The organism is Streptomyces sp. NPDC005576, assembly GCF_042871745.1.
Lineage (GTDB): Bacteria > Actinomycetota > Actinomycetes > Streptomycetales > Streptomycetaceae > Streptomyces.
Genome location: NZ_JBIAJC010000046.1, coordinates 1 through 5483 on the forward strand (window position 1 = coordinate 1; position 5483 = coordinate 5483).

General features: G+C 70.9%; 2 protein-coding genes and 1 pseudogene. All 3 read left to right on the top strand.

Annotated features, from left to right (window positions below; genetic code table 11):
- A pseudogene (locus tag ACFYPN_RS33575) lies at window positions 1-248 on the top strand (hypothetical protein); the annotation flags it as partial.
- Window positions 249-402: 154 nt separating this feature from the next.
- On the top strand, window positions 403-2592 hold the full coding sequence (locus ACFYPN_RS33580) for a phage tail tape measure protein (protein WP_389303674.1): 2190 nt from the start codon (window positions 403-405) through the stop codon (window positions 2590-2592).
- A 3-nt stretch (window positions 2593-2595) separates the two neighbouring features.
- Entirely contained in the window at window positions 2596-5352 is a 2757-nt protein-coding gene (locus ACFYPN_RS33585; protein ID WP_389303677.1) for a hypothetical protein, read from the top strand.
- The last annotated feature ends 131 nt before the right edge of the window (window positions 5353-5483 follow it).

Genomic DNA, 5483 nt, shown 5'->3' on the forward strand with positions numbered 1-5483 from the left:
GGGCCCTGCTCTTCACCTTCCTGCGGCGCGACCACCCGAAGGTCAAGTTCGAGGACGTCGATTTCGCGTGGGACGAGCTGTCCCTGGAGTACTCGCGGCAGGAGTGGGAGCGCATCCGCGAGTCCGTCCTGGAGTCCCAGCACGGCGACCAGCTCGCCGCGTCCCTGGCCTCCATCGACGCGTCCATCGAGACCGCCCTCGACGATACCGAGGAGTCGGGAAAAGCGGCGCTGCCGATCGCCGACTGAGGCAGCTCGGCAACGCCGCTCACCTGCTCCACGTCCGCCCGCAGGACTGGGCGCGCATGACGGTCGAAGAGACCGACGTGCTCCTCGACTGGCTCGACCAGTACAAGCAGGCCACCGACGAGGCGGCCAACAACTGAACAGGTGAGGTGGTCCCGTGGCTGACACGTCGTTGGTGTTCAACCTGGTTGCCCGGGACCGGGCCTCCGAGACCGTCGGCAAAATGGGCGAAAAGTTCAACATGGCGGCCGCCACCATCGGCGCCGGTTTCGCCGCGCTGCTCGGGGCCTCCCTCGTCGAAGCCCTCGACCTGGAGTCGGCCAACGCCAAGCTCACCGCGCAGCTTGGGCTCGGGCCGGCCGAGGCGCAGGCCGCCGGGGACGCCGCCGCGTCGGTGTACTCGCACGCCTGGGGCGAGAACATCGACGAGGTCAACCTCGCCATCAAGGGCGTCTACCAGAACATCGGCGACACGTCGGCCGCCGAGGGCGGCCTCGAAGGCGTCACCACGAAGGTGATGGCGCTGGCTGAGGCGTTCGACCAGGACCTCACGATCGCCACCGCAGCAGCCGGGCAGATGGTCCGGACCGGCCTCGCCGACAACGCCGACGAGGCGCTCGACATCATCGCCGTGGGCCTCGGCACCGCGGCCGACAAGTCCGGCGACCTCCTCGAATCCCTCAACGAGTACAGCGTCCAGTGGAAGCGGGTCGGGCTCGACGGCGAGACGTCCATCGGGCTGATCAACCAGGCCGTCAGCGCGGGTGCCCGTGACGCCGACCAGGTGTCCGACGCGATCGGCCAGTTCGGCGAGCGGGCGACCGCCGGCGGCGCGGCCGTCGATGCCGCGTACAAGTCCATCGGCCTGTCGTCCAAGGACGTCGCGAAGATGATGGGCGCCGGTGGCGACCAGGCCGAGAAGGCGCTCAGCAAGACCCTGACCGCGCTGCGCGGAACGGCTAACCAGCAGGTCCGACTCAACGCCGCTGCCGCCCTGTTCGGCGACCCGGCGAACATCATGGGCGACGCCCTGTACGCCATGGACCCGGCGACCGCCGCAGCGTCCGCCGGGATGGACAAGGCGTCGGGCGCGGCCGACAAGCTCACCGAGACGATGGGCGGCACGGCGAAGAAGCAGCTGGAGGAGTTCAAGCGCACCGTCATGGTGGAGCTCGGCCAGGCCGCAGGCGGAATCCTGGCTTTCGCCGAGAAGCACGAGACCGCGGTGAAGCCGCTCCTCATCGCGTTCGCCGGACTCGCGGCGCTGGTCGTCACCGTGAAGGTCGCGATGATCACCTACTCGGCGATCTCCTCCGTGGTGGCCGGCGCGCACGCCATCATCACCGCGTCGTGCTGGGGCGTGATGGGGAACTGGACCCGGATGATGGCGATGGGTCTCATGGCCTACGCCCGGATCGCGGGGGCCGCCGTCGTCTCGGCGGCTACCACGGCCGGCGCATGGGTCGGATCGGCGCTCGTATCCATCGGCACGTGGGTCGCCGCAGTGGTCCGGGCCGGGATCACCGCCGCCGCCCAGTTCCTGATGATGGCCGGACGCGCCGTGATCTGGGCCACCGTCATGGCCGCACAGTGGCTGATCGCCATGGGCCCCATCGGCTGGATCATCGCCGCCGTGATCGGCCTCGCGATCCTGATCTACGCCAACTGGGACAAGATCAAAGCGTGGACGCTGGCCGCCTGGAACTGGGTGGTCGCCAAGCTCGTCTCGGTCGGCGGCGCCATCCTCAACTTCTTCATCCGGTGGTCGATCGTCGGGATCTTCCTCCGGCACTGGGACCGCATCAAGACCGGCGTCGCGGCCAAGGCGGTGGGCCTGATCGGGTTCGTCGCGGGCCTGCCTGGGCGGATCAGCCGCGCCGTCACGGGCCTCGGCTCGCTGCTCTACAGCAAGGGCGTAGCCATCGTCACCGGGCTCTGGCACGGCATCCAGTCCATGGGCCCGTGGCTTGCCGGACAGCTCACCGGCTTCGCGAAGAGCATCATCCCCGGGCCGATCGCCAAGGCCCTCGGTATCCACTCACCGTCGCGCCTGATGGCCGACGTCGTGGGCCGGTGGATTCCGCCGGGCATCGTCGACGGCATCGAGTCCACCGAGGGCCAGCTCGCCCAGAAGATGGGCGGCCTGGTCCAACCCCCCGCCGGCGCAGCCGTGATGGGCGTGGGCCGGAGCATGGGCGGCGCCGCTCCGATCATGACCAGCGGCGGGGGCACGCAGGTGATCCGCATCGAGGTCGCCGGGCCCGAAGAGGTCAAGCGGCTCATCCGCACCATCGTCCGCAAGGACGGCCGAGGCAGCGTGCAACTGGCCTTCGGGCAGGGAGGGTAGGCGATGGCGTTTCCGCAGACACCGCTGGACGTGCGGACCGAACTTCGTGTGGGCACGACGTGGACGGACATCTCCGCCGACGTCTACACCCGGTCCCCGATCACGATCACCCGGGGCGTGCCCGACGAGGGCACCACCGCGGACCCGTCGTCGTGCGCGCTCATGCTCAACAACCGGTCCGGGACGTACTCGCCGAAGAACCCCCTGTCGCCGTACTACGGGCTCATCGGCCGCAACACCCCGATCCGGGTGTCCGTCCCGGGGCCGGAGTCCTACCTGTCCCTCGACGGGACCTTGTCCGGGCTCGCCTCGACACCGGACGTCGCCGCCATCGACATCACCGGGGACATCGACCTGCGCGTGGAGGTGACCGCGGACTGGTCCCAGCCGGGTATCCAGGGGCTGCTCGGAAAGTGGGTCTCGGCCACGGCCCAGCGCAGCTACAACCTGCGCTTGGAGAACGGCTACCTGGTCCTGAACTGGTCGCCGGACGGGACGAGCATCTACCTCTGGCAGTGGTTCCTGCCGGCGCTCCCTCGGCGGGCAGCTGTGCGGGCCACCCTGGACGTCGACAACGGGGCGGGCGGGCACACCGCCATCGGCTACTGGGCGCCGTCGCTGAGCGGGCCGTGGACCGCCATGGACACCCGCATCGGGGCGTTCGTGACCAGTGTCTACGCGAGCACGGCGCCGCTCCAGATCACCCCGGTGGCCGCCCCCGGCTGGACCCCGCCGCAGGCCCTGATCCACCGCGCCGAGGTCCGCAACGGCATCGGCGGCACCGTCGTGGCCGCCCCCGATTTCCGGGCGCTGGCCGAGGGCACCACCGCGTTCTCCGACTCGGCGGGCCGCGCATGGTCGGTGACCGGCACCGCCCGCGTCAGCAACCGGGCGTACCGGTTCGTCGGTGAGGTCGCGTCCTGGCCGGCCCGGTGGGACGTCTCCGGCAAGGACGTCTACGTACCGATCGAGGCGGCCGGCATCCTGCGGCGCCTCGGCCAGGGCCGGAAACCCCTGGACTCGACGCTGCGCCGCAGTATCCCCCGCGCCGCGTCCCTGCTCGCGTACTGGCCGATGGAGGAGGGCGCCCTCGCGACGGCCGCCTCCAGCCCGGTCACCGGCGTACAACCACTCCAACTGTCCCGGGCAACGTGGGCCAGCGCCACCACCCTCGCCTCGTCCGCCCCGCTGCCCGTGCTGGCGTCCGCCGGGGGCGACCTCGCCCAGATGACCGGGGCCGTACCCGCACCGGGCGGCAGCCCGACCGGGTGGCGGGTGCAGTGGGTGTACCGGCTCGACACCCCGAACGCGACCATGTACACGTTCATGCGCATCCTGACGGCGGGCGGCACCATCGCCGAGTGGTACATCCAGCAGTCCTCGACCGGGTCGCGCATCATCGGCCGAGACGCCGGCGGAACAGACATCATCACCCAGCTGATCGGCACCGGCCTGGACCTCTACAACCAGTGGAACTCCGTCTGGTTCCAGGTGGAGCAGGTGGGCGCGACGGTCCAGTGGGACATCTACTGGCAGGACGTCGGCGGCGCGGCCGGGCACTTCGGCTCGTCGTTCACCGGGACGATCGGGCGCGTCCGTACAGTCGGCGGCCCGCCCGGTGGCTATGCGGCGGCCCTCGACGGAATGGCCATCGGGCACCTCTCGGTGTTCAGCACCCCGACCACCACGGCCTACGACGGGGCGCTCACCGCCTACGACACGGAGTACGCGAGCAACCGCCTGGCCCGCCTGTCGGCCGAGTCCGGCGGCCTGCTCCCGATGACGTTCACCATCGGCGCCCCGGGCGTCGCCCAGCAGATGTTGGGCCCGCAGCACGCGGCCGAGCTCCTCGACCTGGTGGGCGACGTCGCCGCCACGGACGGCGGCCTGCTCTTCGAGCGCCGGGACCGGTCCGCGCTGCACTACCGGGACCGGGCCTCGCTCTACAACCAGACGCCCGGCCTCGTCCTCAACTACACCACCACCGGTCACGTCGCCCCGCCGCTGGAGCCAGCCGAGGACGACCAGCGGCTACGCAACGACGTCACGGTCACCCGCGACGGCGGGTCCTCCGGCAGGGTCGAGATCACGTCCGGCCCGCTCTCGACCCTGCCCCCCGAGCAGGGAGGCGTCGGTACCTACGACACGGAGGTGACACTGTCCCTCGGCTCCGACGACCAGGCCCAGCAGATCGCCGGGTGGCTGGCCCACCTCGGCACCGCGGACGAGCCGCGCTACCCGGCGGTCCACGTGATGCTGCACGCCGCACCCGCCCTCACCTCCAGCGTCCTCGGCCTGGAGCTCGGCGACCTGCTGCGCATCGACAACCTCCCCGCCTGGCTGCCCCCGGAACCGGCACTCCTGATGGTCCGCGGACAGACCGAGGTCCTCGACCTCTACAGCTGGGACGTCACCTTCAACTGCGGCCCCGGCCGGGCCTGGTCCGTGGGCGTCTACGACGACGCCGTGCGCGGCCGGTACGACACCAGCGGATCGCAGCTCGCAGCCGCGGCCACCGCGACCGCCCCGTCCCTGTCCGTCGCGTTCACGGACGGCACCCGGTGGGTCACCACCGCCAGCCACCCCGCCTCGTTCCCGTTCGACGCGCTGGTCGGGGGCGAGCGGGTCACGGTCACCGGGATCACCGGCACCACCAGCCCGCAGACGTGGACAGTCACCCGCTCCGTCAACGGGATCGCCAAGGCGCAGGCGGCCGGCACCGATGTCCGGCTCGCCGACCCCACCTACTACGCACTCTGAGGAGGCACCATGCCCGACACCCGGTTCGCCGGAGAGCGCATCATCGCCTCGACGGAGAACGCCCGCGCACCGTTCACCCTGAACTTCACCGCGATCAACACGGACACACCGTCCGGCGGCATCAACACGAT

What these genes read in the sequence shown, in the direction of transcription:
- ACFYPN_RS33585 (WP_389303677.1), top strand. Translation starts at nt 2,596, where the DNA reads ATGGCGTTTCCGCAGACACCGCTGGACGTGCGGACCGAACTTCGTGTG.